This window comes from Pseudomonas sp. GW821-FHT01E05 (assembly GCF_059422425.1).
In genome coordinates this window covers 224,563-240,583 of sequence record NZ_JBWKWW010000003.1, presented here as the reverse complement: position 1 = coordinate 240,583, position 16,021 = coordinate 224,563, and the positions used below count along the sequence as shown (strand labels likewise).

Genomic DNA, 16,021 nt, shown 5'->3' with positions numbered 1-16,021 from the left:
TCACCTTGCTTTGCAAAATGTGATGTATTTCGTAGAATTGACACTTAAGACGGGTGTTTGGTGATCTGGTTCCAGAAGGCGGGTTTATGGAACAGGAACTCGTTGCATTTGCGTTGTGCCTTTAAACCAGGGACCCGGCAGAGGCGAAAGGGCTTCGTCAATCGTTGCCGACACTGCGCGCTCCAGCCTTGCCTGATTTAATCCTGGTTGATCTTCACCGATCCAAAGTGGAAACGCCGTATAAAACGCTGTGTTGCAGGTAACCGGGCGATCAACCCGGTTGTACTGCGCCGTCAGGGAAAGACGCGAATCATCCGGTCGCCAGTCAAGTCTGGGGCAGGGCATATCGAATGTTGTCTATGGAGTTTTAACGTGCGTCTGAATTGGCCATTCCCTTCTGTTAAACAGGCTCTTGCGGATCCGCTGCGGCTTTTTTTCGCCACCGATTGCAATGGCCTTGGCACTGAGCCTGAAAGCATCTCCTCCGGGTTCGCCCTGGTCGAGCGGTTCAACCGCTAGCGACAGCGAGCCTGACTCATGGATGAGCGATACCGTAGGGCTGTGGATGCAGCCGCCATTTTCTCCGAAACTGACCTTGCGGGGCGGATCACCCATGTCAATGACCAGTTTTGTCTGATCTCCGGGTACAGCCGAGAGGAGTTGCTGGGCGAAAACCACCGGATGCTCAGTTCGGGACTGCATCCTGCCGATTTTTTTACCTCGATGTGGCGCACCATTGCCCTGGGCAAGGTCTGGAAAGGCGAGATTTGTAACCGCGCCAAGGACGGTACGCTGTATTGGGTCGACAGCACCGTGGTGCCGTTACTCGACGATGAGACCGGGCGGGTGCAAAGGTATGTGTCGATTCGTTTCGACATCAGCGAGAAACGTCAGCTCCTGCATTCTCTGCAATGGCGGGTTGGCCATGATGTGCTGACCGGTCTGCCCAATCGTGCCTTCCTGTCCGACCTGCTCGATCAGGCGCTGGCTTATTCCCGGCTGGAGAATATTCCGCTGGCGGTATGCATGCTCGACCTCGACGGCTTCAAGGCCGTCAACGATGGTTACGGCCACGCCAGCGGTGATTTGTTGTTGGTGGAGGTGGCGAAGCGATTGCGCACGATCATTCGCGGTGAGGATGTGGTGGCGCGGTTGGCGGGTGACGAGTTCGTGCTGATTTTGCGCTACGTGCGCGATATCCCTGAATTACGCGCTGCATTGAATCGAGTGCTGGGAGCGATATCCACGCCTTATTCGATACTCGACAAAGAGATCAAGGTGTTCGCCAGCATCGGCGTCACGCTATTCCCCGCCGACAACGAAGATGCAGAAACCCTCTTGCGTCATGCCGATCAGGCCATGTACGTGGCCAAGCAGGGGGGGCGAAATCAGTTCCACTTGTTCGACGTGTCCCGCGACAGGGAGGTCAAGGTGACCCATCAGACCGTCGAGCGGGTGCGTCAGGCACTGGCCAGGGGGGAGCTGTGTTTGCACTTTCAACCCAAGGTCAATATGCGCCGCGGTTCCGTCGTCGGTTTCGAGGCGTTGTTGCGCTGGGAACATCCACAAAGCGGGATGGTGCCGCCCAAGGAGTTTTTGCCGCTGGTGATGGAAACGGATCTGATCATCGACATCGGCGAATGGGTGATGGATCAAGTCATGACGCAATTGTATCAATGGCAATTGGTGGGACAGAGCTGGCCAGTCAGCATCAACATCGCTGCCCGGCATTTTCAGCGGGCGGACTTTGTCGAGCGGCTCAAGGGCGTGCTCGAGCGTCATGCCCGGGTGGCACCACAGCTGCTCGACCTGGAAATAGTCGAGTCGGTAGCCATCGAGAACATCCAGCATGTCAGTACGTGTCTTGAGGCGTGCCAGGCGTTGGGAGTGCAGTTCTCTCTTGGCGATTTTGGCACCGGTCACTTTTCGCTGAGTTACCTCAAGCGTCTGCGCACGCAAACCATCAAGATCGACAAATCATTTGTCCGCGACATCCTCAGCGACAAGGATGATCTGGCCCTGACCACGGCCGTCATTGGTCTGGCCCGGGCTTTTGGTCGGGAGGTGATCGCCGAGGGACTGGAAACCCTGGAGCACGGTGAGTTATTGCTGCGCCTGGGCTGCGAAGTGGCTCAAGGCTATTTCATAGCCCGGCCTATGCCCGCCAGCGAAGTGCCAGGCTGGGTGGCGACCTTCAAGGCGCCGGTGCAATGGCAGGCGCTGGAGCGAGCGGTCTGACCGTCACTGCCTGCGAGCGGTTTTGCGCAGCGTCCGGTGGTTCGTTAATGCCGGTGTAGAGTTTGATGATGCCATCGATTTCCCCGGACATCTTCATCTTCACCAGTGTGCGCAGAATGCGTTGTACCGGCAATTTCGGGTCGTTGCGTACATAACAGCCGACATTTTGCTCCTGTAACACCGCGACGCCATGCAGTTGTTTGTCAGGCATAAGCTTGTGATTGAACCAGTCCAGCGTCCATTGGTTGCTCACCGCATACTGATAGCGACCGGCCAGGAGTTTTTCCAATACCTGTTCTTGATTGCGTGCATCGTCGCGCTGCAGTTGGCCGTTGTCGAACAGCGGCTGCAGGCTTGGGTAGCTGTAGCCGAGCACCGTGCCGATATTCTGCAAGGGCAGGTTCGCAGGTAACACGAGCGCTGGCAGGTTTTGCGTACTGACCAGCAGATCGCGTTGAAACAACAGTGGAATGCTCCACAGATAGTCGCCTGAGGGGTTGGGCAGCCAGGATTGCGCGGCATAGCAACGAACATCGATGTCGCCATGCTCCATGGCGCTTTGCACCCGGGCACGGGCCAGCACGTGAAACTCGGCAGGGCGGCCGACCTGGGTCGCCAGGCTCAGCATCATGTCATGCAAAATACCCTGGGTCGGCTGGCCGTCTTCGATTTGCACCATGGGCATGGCCCAGCTGTCGGTAACCGCGAAACGCAATGGCGCTTCTGCGGCAAAGCCGCTTGCGGTAGTCAGCAGCAAAGCTCCCCAGGCTAAATGCATAAACTCTCCGGCAAGACCCCGGCAAGGGTCGAAAAAAGCCTACTCTAGAGCAGCTTAGCCAGATTAGACGAGCGCACCGGATGCAATTTCGCCCTTGCTCCGCTAGCATTACCGGCTTCCGCTTCCCAGTTGCGACGGTTTTCGATGAGTTATCAGGTTCTTGCACGTAAATGGCGTCCGCGCTCGTTCCGCGAAATGGTCGGCCAGACCCATGTGCTCAAGGCTCTGATCAATGCCTTGGACAGCCAGCGGCTGCACCACGCCTATCTTTTTACCGGCACGCGCGGGGTGGGCAAGACCACCATTGCGCGGATCATTGCCAAATGCCTGAACTGTGAAACAGGTATCACGTCGACGCCGTGCGGCACCTGCTCGGTATGCCGGGAAATTGATGAAGGGCGTTTTGTCGACCTGATCGAGATCGACGCCGCGAGCCGGACCAAGGTCGAGGACACCCGTGAGCTGCTGGACAATGTGCAGTACGCGCCAAGCCGCGGGCGCTTCAAGGTCTACCTGATCGACGAAGTGCACATGCTGTCCAGCCATTCGTTCAATGCGCTGTTGAAAACCCTCGAAGAGCCGCCGCCGTACGTCAAATTCATCCTGGCGACCACTGATCCGCAGAAACTTCCTGCGACAATACTGTCGCGTTGCCTGCAGTTCTCCCTGAAAAACATGACACCGGAGCGTGTGGTCGAGCATTTGACCCATGTACTGGGCGTCGAGAACGTACCGTTCGAAGAGGATGCGCTGTGGCTGCTGGGCCGCGCTGCCGATGGTTCGATGCGCGACGCCATGAGTCTGACCGACCAGGCGATCGCTTTCGGTGAAGGCAAGGTCATGGCCGCCGATGTGCGGGCGATGCTCGGTACGCTTGATCACGGCCAGGTTTATGACGTACTGCACTCGTTGCTCGACGGCGACGCCAAGGCGCTGCTTGAAGCCGTTCGCCGTCTGGCCGAGCACGGTCCGGACTGGAATGGCGTGCTTTCGGAAATCCTCAACGTGCTGCACCGCGTCGCTATCGCCCAGGCATTGCCTGAAGGCGTCGACAACGGCTATGGCGACCGCGATCGGGTACTGGCGCTGGCCCAGGCCTTGCCGGCCGAAGATGTGCAGTTCTATTACCAGATGGGGCTGATCGGCCGCCGCGATTTGCCGCTGGCGCCGGACCCGCGCGGTGGTTTTGAAATGGTCCTGCTGCGCATGCTGGCCTTCCGCCCGGCAGACACACTGGACGCGCCGAAGCAGCCGCTAAAGCCAGTGGGGATCAGCCAGGCCACAGTTGATTCCGCAAACTCCGTGGCTGCCGCGCCTGTCGTTACGCCGGTGGTTGTTGCCCCTGCTGCGCCTGTTATCGCTGCACCGGTCGAGCCAGTCGCTGCGGTTGCGGCGCCAGCTCCAGAGCCGGTTGCCCCTGTCGTGGCGCCGGAGCCTGCACCGGTGTTTATGCCGCCGGTTGTGGAACCTGCGGTTGTCGCCGCTGAAGTGGTGGATCTGCCCTGGAACGACCCGGTAGAGCCGGTGATCGAGCAACAGCCGGCGGTAGAGCCGATGCTTGAGACCGTCGCCGAGCAGCCTGATTTGACCCCGATGCCTGTGCCGACGCCTGACAGCGCGGTGCCGGATGTACCCGAATGGGTGGCAGCACCTGTCCCTGAGCCTTCCGTTGCCCAGGTCGATGCGGCCACGCCAGGAATGGATCTGGATGACGAACCGCCGCTGGATGAGGACTACATCGAGCCGGACATGGATTCGGCATACAGCTATCTCGATGACCTGGCCAGCGAACACGCTGCCGAGCCGACCCCGGAACCCGAGCCAGCACCAGCGTTGCTACCGGCGACCGGTCTGGCTCTGGAGTGGCTGGAATTGTTCCCGAAACTGCCGATTTCCGGCATGACTGGCAGTATTGCCGCCAACTGCACCTTGATTGCAGTCGATGGCGATCACTGGTTGCTGCACCTGGACCCGGCGCATAGCGCGCTATTCAACGCGACCCAGCAGCGCCGCCTTAACGATGCGCTGAATCAGTATCACCAGCGCACGCTGACCGTGAGCATCGAGCTGATCAAGCCCGAGCAGGAAACCCCGGCCCAGGCAGCGTCCCGGCGCCGTGGCGAGCGTCAGCGCGAGGCCGAAGAGTCGATCCACGGTGATCCGTTCATCCAGCAAATGATGGAACAGTTCGGTGCGGTGATCCGTAACGATACTATTGAACCTGTCGAGGCTCTGGTCAGTCAGGGCTAATAACTCAATGGCGTCCGGCCTGATCGGCCGGGCGCAGTTTTTATCCAAGTACTTTGAGGTGATTCCCATGATGAAAGGTGGCATGGCCGGCCTGATGAAGCAGGCGCAGCAGATGCAGGAAAAAATGGCCAAGATGCAGGAAGAACTGGCCAACGCCGAAGTGACCGGCAAAGCTGGTGGCGATATGGTGACGGTGGTGATGACCGGTCGTCATGACGTCAAGCGCGTCACTGTGGATCCGAGCCTGGTTGAAGGCCTGAGCGAAGATGACAAGGAAATGCTGGAGGCCTTGTTCGCTGCCGCCGTCAACGACGCTGTGCGCAAGATCGAAGCCAACAGCCAGGACAAAATGTCCGGCATGACCGCTGGCATGCAATTGCCACCAGGCATGAAGCTGCCGTTCTAAGTCGCCTTGGCGAGTTGGATGCACAACAAGAATGCCAGGCCATGAGCCTGGCATTCTTGTTTATGGCGGTTGCCTCGAGAGAGGCAGGTGGGCTCAGTGAATGCTCGACGCCAACTCGAAGATCGGCATGTACATGAGAATCACGATCACACCGATCAGCAGGCCGATAAAGGCCATCAGCAGCGGCTCGAACAGACGCACGAACCATTCGAGCCAGCGGCTGATTTCCTCGTCATAGAAGTCGGCGCTGCGCTCCATCATGTAGCCCAGATTGCCTGATTGCTCACCGGCCCGCAGCAGACGCAGCGAAACCGGTGTGGTCAGCGCGTTGTGCTCCAGCGCGGCGGACAGCGCGTGCCCCTCCCGGATACGCTCGCTGGCCGAATCCAGCCGGGTTCTGGAGCCGACATTGAGCAGCCCGCGCACCATGCCCATGGCGGTGAGAATGGGGATACCGCCTTGCAGCAATATCCCAAGTGAGCGGTAGAAACGTGCCAATTCGTACATGACGATCCGCCGATGGATCGCCGGTACACGTTCCAGTACGCGGTCGACGCCGCGGCGAAAGCGCGGCTGACGCATCAGCAGCCCCAACGCCACGATAGTTGCGAACAGGCTGGCGAAGAACTCGGTCTGATGGTTGTGCAGGAACATGCCGCTGGACATCAGCACCTGCGACATCCAGGGAAGGTTGGAGCCCAGTCCTTCAAAGACCAGACTGAAGCGCGGCACGACGTAACCCATCAGAAACAGCACCACACCGCCGCCGACAATCAGCAGCAACACCGGATAGATAGACGCGCTGACGATCTTTTGCCGAACCTCATTCATACGCTGTTGGTAGACCACATAGCGGCCAAGGGCTTCGCTGACGTTGCCGGTTTTCTCGCTGGACTGCACCAGCGCGATGTACAGCGGAGGGAACACTTCCGACAACTGGCTCAGGGCCTGGGAAAAGGATTTGCCTTCGTATAACAGTCGTACCAGTTCGCTGAGGGTCTTGCGTGCCTGGGGTGCGGTTTCTTTTTCCGCCAGGCTTTCCAGGGCGTCGATCAGCGCCAGGCCCGCGTTGAGCAGAGTGGTCAATTCCTGACTGAACAGCAGCAGGGGAAATGCCTCATGACGCCGCCAGGCGCTAAACCTCCAACGCTGTTCGGCACGCAGGCTGATCAAACGCAGCCCCTGTTCCTCGGCCATGTGTCGGGCTTCGACGGGGCCTTGCGCATCGACCACCAGCGCGCTGATGCCACCTTTGCCCATGACCTTCAGATGAAAACGCATGACGGTGCCCTCACTCATTGCCAACTGGTGATTTCGGCGTTTTCGCCTTCGCCACCGGGCTGGCCATCCTTGCCCAACGACAGCAGATCGTATTCGCCGTTCTCGCCGGGGCAGCGATAGATGTAATTGCGCCCCCACGGGTCCTGCGGGATTTTTTTCTGCAAGTAAGGCCCGGCCCAGCGCGGTTCGTCACTAGGTGCGGTATTCAGGGCAGCCAACCCTTGTTCGCTACTGGGGTAGTGCCCCAGTTCGAGCCGGTACAGATCCAGCGCTTTTCCCAGGCCTTCGATCTGCGCCTTGGCCACCTTGGCTTCGGAGCGGCCCAGCTGACTGAAATATTTAGGCGCAACGATCCCGGCCAGCAGGCCGAGGACCACCAGTACCACCAGCAATTCAAGCAAGGTGAAGCCGCTTTGCTGCCGTCGGGTATTTCGAAGATGACCGGACATGTTGACCTCCTTGAGTGGGTAGGTCTGCTTATGCAATTGCTGTGCTCGCGGTCCTGTGTTGCTCTGCAGGCCACGTAATTGCTGGGCTCGCCAGTGCGGCACAGAGCTTGCGTGACCCCTTGAGAATCCTGGTGAGTGGGGCAACAGCCCCAAAAAGCGGGGATTATCGAGGGAGAATCGAGCATGCGAGTACTGACAACGGGTTTACTGGTCTGGCTAGCCACGACCTGCGCTGCCCAGGCGGACATTTATGTCTCACGTTCAGCCGACGGTGCTTATAAGCTGTCGAATGTCTATCGACCGGGACACCACTATGAAAAGGTCATCAGCGAGCCGAAGGTGGCGGCTGTAGCGCCTTCTTCGAAGCCGCAAATGATCGCGCAGATGCCCTATGCCGAGATGGTCGCCGCTGCCGCTACAGCCAACGATTTACCGCCGGCCCTGTTACATGCGGTCATTCAGACCGAGTCGCACTACAACGCGGATGCGCGCTCGGTCAAAGGTGCAGTGGGGCTCATGCAATTGATGCCCCGGACTGCCAGGGAAATGGGGGTAACCGATGCGCTCGATCCCGCTGCCAATATCCAGGGCGGGGCGCGCTACCTCAAGCGTCTGATGGTGATGTTCGACAACAATATTTCACTCGCCGTGGCCGCCTACAACGCTGGCCCCGATGCTGTGCTCAGCCGCGGTCGGATTATTCCACCGTTCGCCGAAACCCAGCGTTACGTGCCCAGCGTGCTTCGTCAGTACCGGCGCTTGCAGGGGTTGGCGGTCGACTCGCCGCTGTAGCATTCCCCACATGTGGGGACTCCTGAAAACCGGTTTTTCTTGGTTCTTCACGGAATCCCGGGAAACACAGAAACAAGAACGCCGATTTGATTGATGATGTTCGTGCGAGCAAACACATCTAACAAATCGGCGTTGTTATGCGCGATATTAATACTTTCCTTCCGTTTTGGGAGGGCTTTTCTGTCGTCACGATCAAGCCTGATGGCGACGCGCTACAGATCGATCTGATTCCCCACGCCACCCGATTCCCTTCCTGTGGCGGGTGCCAAAAACCTTGTTCAACTAATCATGAGTATTGCGAACGAATCGTTCGTGATTTGCCCATTCTCGGTCGTGCCGTGCGCCTCAGCGTTTTGCTCAGGCGTATTGGCTGTCGTGACTGTGGCAAACGCATGGAGGCCGTCAGTTGGCTGGATCGCTACGCCAGCGTTGTCCTGGATGCAGATACACGACGCGTGCTGTGGATTGGCTAAGGCCGCAGCCGGGCGGCGGTCAGGCCATTTTTCGAAGAACTGGGACCCGAGGGGTGCGCTCGAATCGAAGCAGTGGCGATGGACATGAACACCGCTTTTGACCTGGAGGTTCGCCAGCACTGCCCCAAAGCACGAGTGGTCTACGACCTCTTCCATGTGGTGGCCAAATATGGCCGAGAGGTGATTGATCGGGTCCGCGTCGACGAAGCTAATCAGCTGCGTCATGACAAGCCTGCTCGTAAGGTCATCAAGCAAGCGCGATGGCTGCTGCTGCGCAACCCGGAGAACCTGAAAAAGCCGGAACAGCAGGTCCGCTTGCAGGATTTGTTGGCGGCTAATCAGGCGTTGATGACGAGCTGTCTGATGAAAGCCGAACTTAAAACGCTGTGGACGCCGAGTACTGCCTGGGGCTGGAGATCGGCCTGGAAGCAATGGCTGCGCCACGCCCATGAAAGCGCGATACCTGCGCTGGTCCAGTTCGCCAAACGGCTAAAGAATTACTGGCGGGGCATCGTAAGTCGGGTTCGCTGGCCGATGCACACGGGGCAGTTGGAAGGAATAAACAATCGAATAAAGGTCATCAAGCGGATGGCGTACGGTTACCGGGATAGCGGGTTCTTTTTCATGAAGATCAAGAGCGTCTTTCCCGGTAATCCGTGGAGAACCATTTTTTTGGGGGGCAGGTTCACCCAGTCAACGTTAGTTTTTTTACTTAAGTTATTGAATATAAATAAAAAATTAATTGGCATGGTGATTGCTGCGTCCATTTCACCGATGAACGCGACGCGAGGCCCTCCACCATGAAAGGGACCCACCCAACCGAACGGCTCAATCTGCTCATCCTGCTGAGCGGCTCCCTGCCGGGCCGGTACCAATGCCGCTGTTTCCCGAGGCGAATACAGCCACTCGGACCCAGCGTTTCAAGGAGCAGGACGTGAATAAAACAACCCCACTATGTATCGCAGCGTGCAGTGCGTTGTTAGTGGTTGGTCTGGGTGGATGGCTATTGATTCGGCACGACGCAGCGTCGGCGCATGCCGGCCCTGAGGGGCAGCGTCTGGTTCGCGATGGCGTGGCCATCGAGTTCCAGATACGCCCGATTGATGGCGACGACACGCTGATCGAAGGTGACTTCGCCGACGTGCGCTTCAGAGTTACCGACAGTAACTCGGGTCAGCCGCTGTCGGGCGTTGCGCCCGGCGCCTGGCTCGATCCGGGTCTGCTGGGACTGAGCCACACCGAACCAAAAAACAGCTGCAAATCACGGGTCGAGAAGTTTCTCAAAGGCAGCGTCGGTGCGCGACCGTTGCTTGACCTCACCCGTTACTTCCTGTTGGTGCTGAACAAAGACGCGAGCCTGACGGTGATCGATCCGTCGGATTCGGTGGACACCACCAGCACCCCGATGCAAATCGAGCTCAAGCAGCCACCGATGGACTGGATCAGCAGCGGCGACAACAAGCGTGTGTTCGTTTCCATGCCAGCGGCGGGCCAGATCGCCGTGATCGATGCAGAGCAATTCCAGGTGACCGGCAACGTGGCTGCCGGGGTCGAGCCGCTGCGGGTCGCCTTGCAACCGGACGAACGCCTGCTCTGGGTTGGCAATGACACGCACGATGCCGGCAGTAGCGGCGTGACGGTGATCGACAGTTATTCACTCAAGCCCCTCGCGCAACTGGCAACCGGTGTGGGTCACCATGAGATCGCCTTCAGCAAGGATTCGCACTACGCCTTCGTCAGCAACGGCGACAGCGGCACTCTGAGCGTTATCGATATTGCGACGCTGAAGCTGCTTCGGCAGATCAACACCGGACCGCATCCGTTGTCCGTGGCCTATTCAGCGTCGTCCGAAGCGGTCTACGTGGCCGACGGCAAGGATGGCAGCATTAGCGTGATCGATGCCCACAGTCTGGCGCTGCGCAACGTCATTCAGGACAGCCAGGGGCTAGGCCCGATGCGTTTCACCCGCGACGGGCGCTTTGCTTTTGTGCTCAATAGCCTGGAAGACCGCGCATTGGTCATCGACGCGGCCAGCGACACATTGATCCATCGCCTGGAGGTGGGCGCCGAACCCTATCAAGTGACGTTCACCGCCGCATACGCCTATATCCGCGGGCTGTCTTCACCCAAGGTCACGATGGTCAATCTGGGCTCGTTGGGGCAGGACCGCGAGCCCATCAGCCAAGATTTCGAGGCGGGGCCGGCGGCACCGCATCAGGCGGGTGACCTGCCGCTGGCCCAGAGCCTGGCGCCGGGTCGCGATGACAACTCGGTCTTCGTCGTCAACCCGGTGGATAACACCACCTATTTCTACGCCGAAGGTATGAACGCGCCGACGTCCGGTTACCCCAACCGCGGTCATACCGCCCGGGCGGCGATGGTGATCGATCGCAGTCTGCACGAAGTCGAACCCGGGGTTTACAGCACGCGGGTGCGCTTGCCGGCAGCAGGGCGCTTCGACGTGGCTTTTCTGATCAACCAGCCGCAGATCATTCACTGCTTCACGGCACAGGTCGAGCCCAACCCAGCGCAACAGCAGTGCCTGGCTATGCCAAAGGTTGGGCCTTTCACCGTGTCGCTGGGTAATCGGTTCCAGTCCCGCGAGGGGCTGGACAAGGCCGGTGCGTGGTACCTGCATGAGCGCGCGGCTTCGTTGGGGGTGGACTTTGGCACCAACACTTACACCAGCCTGCGGGTGTTACCCGCGACAACCTGCCGGTTTACCTATTAAGGAGCGTCATCATGAAACGAGTGACCTCACGGCTCTTGCTCACCTTCTGCACGCTGACACTGGCTCTCTCGACCAGCCTGGCCCAGGCCCATTCAGCCGAGGACCATAGCGAGTACGCCAGCCACGGTACACCGGTGGTCTCACCCCAGGGGGCGGTGGTGAAAATCGTCGACGTGCCGCTGATCGATCAACACGGTCGGTCGGTGAGCCTGCAACGAGACCTGGTGGGCGACCGCATCGTGATCATGGGATTCATCTACACCCGCTGCACCACGGTCTGCCCGCTGGTGTCCTCAATCATGGGCAAGGTGCAAAAACAACTGGGCAGGCGGGCCGGAGGTGAGGTGCAACTGGTGTCTATCAGCATCGATCCGCAGCACGATAGTCCGCAGCGGTTGCTCGACTATTCCCGCAAGTTTCAGGACGGGCCGGGCTGGAGCTGGCTGACGGGTGCGCCTGGGGCCATCGCTGCGACCCTCGAGGGGCTGGGCAGTGGCGATGGGAACTTCGAAAATCATGCACCGCTGATTCTCGTGGGGGACGGTACGAGCACCCACTGGACTCGTTTTTACGGTTTCACGGATCCGGCAGTGCTGCTCAAAGAGATCGACCAGCTCAGCCAGAAACGCTTGCATGCCAGGCCAACCGCCATCGCCCAGGAGTCCAGCCATGAGACTTTTTGACTGGATCAGCCTGGTGGTTTGCTTCGAGCAATTGCTCACCCGGCCTGTAGCCGGGCGCTGAGAACAGGTGAACGCCATGTGGCTCACGGCCCGCCGGTGCATGATTCTGCTGATTTGCCTGAGCATGTCGGCCGCGGGGGGCGAACTGACGCCTCGGCTCGGTACTTTGCTGCCGAGCACCATGCGGTGATGCAGGTGAGCGCGTATTGTCACCGTCGATCTGGAGCTACTGCAGTTCTATTTGGTGGCCCCATGTCCCGCTCGACACGACGCCCCTGGGGCAAGGCCGGATCATGATAAAGGTGGGGATTTTGGCTATTTTTCGCGCTCAACGAGGGGGCCCGAGTTCGAGGCCATGGTCTTTTCCCTGTCAGCGGGAGAGATTAGTGATCCGGCGCAAACAATGTTTGGCTGGCAGTTGATTATCATGGAGAACAATCAACCCCGACAGGATGTCGAACGGCAGCAGAGGCTTGCCATGGCCAGGATCTATCTGGCTGGCCGGGCAGGCCCTGACCCAGGCGCAAAAGAATGCTCTGGCGCGTTTGCGATAGGTGAGTCATGTTGAACAGATTGACGATCGCTGAGGCCTGCTCTCAAACGGATGGACGATCACTCAGGCTTCCCCCAACATTGGGGAAAGGTTCTGGACAGGCCCGCATGCTTCCCCAGCTCTGGGGGAAGCAGGCTACAGCGGAAAAAAATTTCTTATGAAATCAAGAGCATAAATCCAGCGTCAAGCCTGGCATGAAGCGTGCGTAAGCCTAAGTAAGGCACGCACTCCCAGGTTCGACATCGGACCTGAACAGTTTCAAGGAGTCTGCCTTGTTAAACAAAGTACTGGTAGTCGAAGACGAACAGATCCTGGCGCAGAACCTTGGAGCGTATCTCGAGGCTCAAGGCCTGGAAGTCCGAGTCGCCTATGACGGTGGAAAGGCCGTAGCAATGGTTCAGGGTTTTTCACCCGATGTTGTAGTGCTCGATTTCCGTTTGCCCGATATGGACGGTTTTCAGGTGCTCGACGCTGTCCGCCAACACAGGGACTGCCACTTCGTGCTGATTACTGCGCATCCGACCAATGAGGTCTGTGAGCGCGCCGTGCAGCTGGGTGTCAGCCATATCCTGTTCAAACCGTTCCCGTTGGCGGAACTGGCCCGTGCAGTCTGTGACCTGGTGGGTATACGCCGCGAGCCTCGAGCAGGGGCAAACATGTCGGAAGGGTTTGTCGAACGACGTCAGAGCAGGAATGAGAATTTCCCCCTGCAGTTGTACGACGGTAGCTGGTTACTGGCGGATCGCAGACGAATGTCGTCGCCCTCGCCACCAGTCAACGACGAGCCACTGCTTACCGGGGAATAGTGGCGCGATAAGCGTTCAAGGCCCCCGCCGATGACCTGCCGCGCCGAATGGGCAATAGCCCCCGGGACGTTGGAGTGCAGGTCATGGAGTTTCTGTCTTTGGCTGCCGAGCCGGCATCGGCCGTTCGTGCGCCGTCGCGTTTCACCAGTGAGCAACTGGCTCAGGCCAGAACCCTTGCCGCCAGCTCTGGCGAGCGAGCCCTTCACACGCTGGAATCCCTTAGCGAACTGGACCCGGCAGCCTTTGTCCGGTGTTTGGGCACAACCCTGCATTACCCGATACTCGACAGCGCAAGCCTGTTCAAGGCCACGCCACTGTTCGATCGGGTCAGCCTGGCCCAGGCGCTCAAGCACGAGTTCATTCTGTTGCAGCATGGCGATCAATTGCTTGGCGTGTTTGCCGACCCGTTCGACCCGGCGCGCCTTGCCAGGATCGATGATTACCTGCAAGGTGCGCCCCTCTTTCTGGTCCATGCTGCTGACCTCAAGACTTGCCTGGCCCGGCATGAAGAAAGCTTTCACGCCGTTGATGCGCTGGATGCCCAGGCTGACGGCAGCAACGATCACAACAAAGACAACCTGCACAGCCTGTCGCTGACCAGCATCAGCGAAGACGCCAGCGCCGTCGTCAAACTGGTCAACTCCACGCTCTACGATGCGCTGAAAATACATGCCAGCGACATCCATTTGGGCATGACCGGTAACGGGCTGGTGATCAAATACCGGGTCGACGGCGTTCTCAACAACATCAGCAAGGTTCAAGGCAGCGAGTTCGCTGACCAGGTCATCTCGCGGATCAAGGTCATGGCCGAACTGGACATCGGCGAGAAGCGCGTGCCTCAGGACGGGCGCTTCAAGATCGGCATCAGCGGCCGGCAGATCGACTTTCGGGTGTCTATCATGCCGAGCATCTTCGGTGAGGATGCGGTGCTGCGGGTCCTCGATAAACAGGACCTGGCCGACCGGGTCAGCGGTGTACAGCTGCAGGCCCTGGGTTTCGCCGATGAGACTCTGCGCAGCCTGCGCCGACTGGCCGCCGAACCCTATGGAATGATCCTCGTCACCGGGCCCACCGGTAGCGGCAAGACCACCACGCTCTACGCGATGATCACCGAGATCAACCACGGCGTAGACAAGATCATCACCATCGAAGATCCGGTGGAATACCAGCTGCCGGGTGTCTTGCAGATCCCGGTCAACGAAAAGAAAGGCCTGACGTTTGCTCGCGGCCTGCGCTCGATCCTGCGTCATGACCCGGACAAGATCATGGTGGGCGAAATCCGCGACCCCGATACCGCGCAGATTGCCGTGCAGTCGGCTCTCACCGGGCACCTGGTGTTCACCACGATTCACGCCAACAACGTGTTCGACGTCATCGGCCGCTTCAGTCAGATGCAGGTCGACCCCTACAGCTTCGTTTCCGCGCTCAATGCCGTGCTGGCCCAGCGTTTGATTCGTCTGGTGTGCCCGGCGTGTGCGGTCCCGCGTAAGCCGGGCAACGAGGAGCTGCTGGCCTGCGGGCTCGACCCGCAGGCCGTGGCCGATTACCGCTTTGTCCACGGCGTCGGCTGCAGTCATTGCCGGGGCACCGGCTATCGCGGGCGCACCGCCATCGCAGAACTGCTGCTCCTGGACGACGAAATCCGTCAGCTCATTGTCGAGCGCCAACCCCTGTCGAAAATCAAGGCTGTGGCCTGCAGCCGAGGCTTGCGTCTACTGCGCAGCTCGGCGCTGGAACTGGTGCGCGAAGGGCGCACGACACTGGAGGAGATCAATCGTGTCACTTTTATCGCGTGATCTTTATATCGCCGTGCTGGGTGCCAACGGTATTGGTCTGTGCCACCGGCATGGCCATGAAAACCATTGGCTGGGCAGCGTTGGCCTGATCGGCGAGCGCTACGTAGACTGGTCACTGGCCGTGGATACTCTGGAGCGCCTGCTCGGCGAACAAGCCACTCAGGGCGCTGAACTGTGTGTGGTGCTGTCGGCGCATTACCAACGCTACTGCCTGATCCCCTGGAGCGCACAGATCAGTAGTCCAAAGGAATTACTCGTTTATGCCCAGGCCTGCTTCGACGACATCTACGGTGTGTCGGCGCAGCGCTGGAGCGTTACGCTATCTCCCGAAGCTGCGGGCTCAAGCCGGGTCGCCGCGGCGCTGCCGCAGGAGCTTCTGCTGAGGTTGCGGGAGCTGGCCACTCAACGCGGTCTTCGTCTGTGTTCAGTCCAGCCTTATCTGATGACAGCCTTCAACCGGTTCCACCGCCAATTGGGGCGGGGCGACTTGCTTTTTGTGGTCGCTGAACCGCTGCGCAGTGTGTTGCTGCTCAAGCGTGCCGGTCAGTGGCACGCAGTGCATTCGATGGGGTGCGCCGACAGCGACGAGGCCCTGACGGCGCTTATCGCTCGTCAGTGCGAACTGCAAGACAACCCTGACGCACCGACCTTGAGTGTTTACCTGCACGCACCGGGACGTCTGAACGATTTGCCGGCTCTGGCCGTCGTGCAACTGTGTGTCGAGCCCCAGAGTCCGGTGCTGATGCGTGATGTGTTGTTCACTATGTCCCGGGCGGTGGCTTGAC

The 16,021-nt window shown here is 59.3% G+C and carries 13 protein-coding genes and 1 pseudogene; 11 read left to right on the top strand and 3 right to left on the bottom strand.

All coding sequences use genetic code 11. From position 1 onward, the window contains the following. Positions 1-537: 537 nt before the first annotated feature. Entirely contained in the window at positions 538-2,238 is a 1,701-nt protein-coding gene (locus AC07W5_RS07680) for a putative bifunctional diguanylate cyclase/phosphodiesterase (protein WP_495023124.1), read from the top strand. Here the strand turns inward: AC07W5_RS07680 and AC07W5_RS07675 are convergent. Beyond that, entirely contained in the window at positions 2,195-3,016 is an 822-nt protein-coding gene (locus AC07W5_RS07675; protein WP_495023123.1) for a substrate-binding periplasmic protein, read from the bottom strand. The two genes, AC07W5_RS07680 and AC07W5_RS07675, sit on opposite strands and share 44 nt — an antisense overlap. Positions 3,017-3,160: 144 nt before the next feature. Here AC07W5_RS07675 and dnaX point away from each other — a divergent pair, with 144 nt between their 5' ends. Both dnaX and AC07W5_RS07665 read left to right on the top strand, forming a co-directional pair. Then, positions 3,161-5,266, top strand: coding sequence for a DNA polymerase III subunit gamma/tau (gene dnaX, locus AC07W5_RS07670; protein ID WP_495023122.1), 2,106 nt, complete (start codon positions 3,161-3,163; stop codon positions 5,264-5,266). Positions 5,267-5,333: 67 nt separating this feature from the next. Next, positions 5,334-5,672: a YbaB/EbfC family nucleoid-associated protein gene (locus tag AC07W5_RS07665; RefSeq protein WP_347905073.1), complete on the top strand. Its 339-nt coding sequence runs from the start codon at positions 5,334-5,336 to the stop codon at positions 5,670-5,672. Between the two features lie 93 nt (positions 5,673-5,765). On the opposite strand, the gene AC07W5_RS07660 is transcribed toward AC07W5_RS07665, so the two are convergent. Next, on the bottom strand, positions 5,766-6,953 hold the full coding sequence (locus tag AC07W5_RS07660) for a type II secretion system F family protein (RefSeq protein ID WP_494992356.1): 1,188 nt from the start codon (positions 6,951-6,953) through the stop codon (positions 5,766-5,768). Positions 6,954-6,967: 14 nt separating this feature from the next. Beyond that, positions 6,968-7,402 carry a type II secretion system major pseudopilin GspG gene (gene gspG, locus AC07W5_RS07655; protein ID WP_494992355.1) on the bottom strand — a complete coding sequence of 145 codons (435 nt, stop codon included), beginning with the start codon at positions 7,400-7,402 and terminating at the stop codon, positions 6,968-6,970. Positions 7,403-7,585: 183 nt separating this feature from the next. Here gspG and AC07W5_RS07650 point away from each other — a divergent pair, with 183 nt between their 5' ends. From AC07W5_RS07650 to AC07W5_RS07615, 8 genes and pseudogenes are all read left to right on the top strand, one after another. Beyond that, positions 7,586-8,194 (top strand): lytic transglycosylase domain-containing protein, encoded by a 609-nt coding sequence (locus tag AC07W5_RS07650; protein WP_494992354.1) that lies wholly within the window; start codon positions 7,586-7,588, stop codon positions 8,192-8,194. Positions 8,195-8,331: 137 nt separating this feature from the next. Beyond that, positions 8,332-9,324: pseudogene (locus AC07W5_RS07645) on the top strand (ISL3 family transposase); the annotation flags it as partial. 277 nt (positions 9,325-9,601) lie between these two features. Then, a complete protein-coding gene (locus AC07W5_RS07640; protein WP_495023121.1) occupies positions 9,602-11,398 on the top strand; it encodes a YncE family protein in 1,797 nt (598 codons plus the stop codon). A gap of 11 nt (positions 11,399-11,409) precedes the next feature. Continuing rightward, the gene (locus AC07W5_RS07635) at positions 11,410-12,081 is read left to right on the top strand and encodes an SCO family protein (protein WP_495010592.1); all 672 of its coding nucleotides are present in this window, start codon (positions 11,410-11,412) and stop codon (positions 12,079-12,081) included. A gap of 244 nt (positions 12,082-12,325) precedes the next feature. Continuing rightward, the gene (locus tag AC07W5_RS07630) at positions 12,326-12,649 is read left to right on the top strand and encodes a peptidylprolyl isomerase (RefSeq protein WP_495023230.1); all 324 of its coding nucleotides are present in this window, start codon (positions 12,326-12,328) and stop codon (positions 12,647-12,649) included. A gap of 257 nt (positions 12,650-12,906) precedes the next feature. Further along, positions 12,907-13,440: a response regulator gene (locus AC07W5_RS07625; RefSeq protein WP_494992351.1), complete on the top strand. Its 534-nt coding sequence runs from the start codon at positions 12,907-12,909 to the stop codon at positions 13,438-13,440. An 83-nt stretch (positions 13,441-13,523) separates the two neighbouring features. After that, positions 13,524-15,236, top strand: a complete 1,713-nt coding sequence (locus tag AC07W5_RS07620; protein WP_495023120.1) for a GspE/PulE family protein — start codon at positions 13,524-13,526, stop codon at positions 15,234-15,236. After that, complete coding sequence (locus AC07W5_RS07615; RefSeq protein WP_495023119.1) at positions 15,217-16,020, top strand: hypothetical protein; 804 nt, start codon at positions 15,217-15,219, stop codon at positions 16,018-16,020. The genes AC07W5_RS07620 and AC07W5_RS07615 overlap by 20 nt, the downstream gene beginning before the upstream one ends. Position 16,021 lies beyond the last annotated feature (1 nt).

Coding starts and splice junctions, on each gene's coding strand:
- AC07W5_RS07680 (WP_495023124.1), top strand. CDS start 538: ATGGATGAGCGATACCGTAGGGCTGTGGATGCAGCCGCCATTTTCTCC.
- AC07W5_RS07675 (WP_495023123.1), bottom strand. CDS start 3,016: ATGCATTTAGCCTGGGGAGCTTTGCTGCTGACTACCGCAAGCGGCTTT.
- dnaX (WP_495023122.1), top strand. CDS start 3,161: ATGAGTTATCAGGTTCTTGCACGTAAATGGCGTCCGCGCTCGTTCCGC.
- AC07W5_RS07665 (WP_347905073.1), top strand. CDS start 5,334: ATGATGAAAGGTGGCATGGCCGGCCTGATGAAGCAGGCGCAGCAGATG.
- AC07W5_RS07660 (WP_494992356.1), bottom strand. CDS start 6,953: ATGCGTTTTCATCTGAAGGTCATGGGCAAAGGTGGCATCAGCGCGCTG.
- gspG (WP_494992355.1), bottom strand. CDS start 7,402: ATGTCCGGTCATCTTCGAAATACCCGACGGCAGCAAAGCGGCTTCACC.
- AC07W5_RS07650 (WP_494992354.1), top strand. CDS start 7,586: ATGCGAGTACTGACAACGGGTTTACTGGTCTGGCTAGCCACGACCTGC.
- AC07W5_RS07635 (WP_495010592.1), top strand. CDS start 11,410: ATGAAACGAGTGACCTCACGGCTCTTGCTCACCTTCTGCACGCTGACA.
- AC07W5_RS07620 (WP_495023120.1), top strand. CDS start 13,524: ATGGAGTTTCTGTCTTTGGCTGCCGAGCCGGCATCGGCCGTTCGTGCG.